This is a genomic window from Pseudomonas sp. 32_A (assembly GCF_017490905.1).
In the GTDB taxonomy this organism is placed as follows: domain Bacteria; phylum Pseudomonadota; class Gammaproteobacteria; order Pseudomonadales; family Pseudomonadaceae; genus Aquipseudomonas; species Aquipseudomonas inefficax.
This window is the reverse complement of record NZ_JAFGYI010000253.1, coordinates 1-483: the sequence shown is the minus strand read 5'-3', so window position 1 is coordinate 483 and position 483 is coordinate 1. Positions and strand designations below refer to the sequence as shown.

Annotated in this window: 1 pseudogene; it reads left to right on the top strand. The window is 61.1% G+C overall.

Annotation, left to right across the window (positions count from 1 at the left end):
* Nucleotides 1–248 precede the first annotated feature (248 nt).
* Nucleotides 249–483: pseudogene (locus tag J5M58_RS26545) on the top strand (hypothetical protein); the annotation flags it as partial.

Here is a 483-nt window from a genome sequence, read left to right as displayed (position 1 = left end):
TGCTTGCGTCAATCGATTAGAAAGCCGTGTCTAACCGACGGAAAATTTTCGTCGCGCGGGGTTCACTCCGTTAGCCGACTCAAGGGGCGCTTGTTTCAATCGTCAAAGATCGTCAACGCTTCAGGCAATGTTTTTGGGCCGTGCCGCCGGGTCGGCGTGCATGCCGCGTGTGCGGGCGACGCGAAACGTAGGCGTGCGAACAGAAGCAATATTCCCATCCGATACGATTCAAACAACAGGAGACGTACATGGCCAGAACGATGCGATCCAGGGCAGTGGCGGCGGCAGTCGCGTTCGCGGTGAGCGCGGCGCCCGCCGCGGGCATCGGGACTTTCCTCTCGCTTGCAGGCACGCAAGCCGCCGCCGCGGCGACGAGCGCCGTCGACAACTACGCGGCCACCCAATATCCGATCATCCTCGTGCACGGTCTGACCGGCACCGACAAATACGCGAACGTTCTCGAATACTGGTACGGCATCCGGG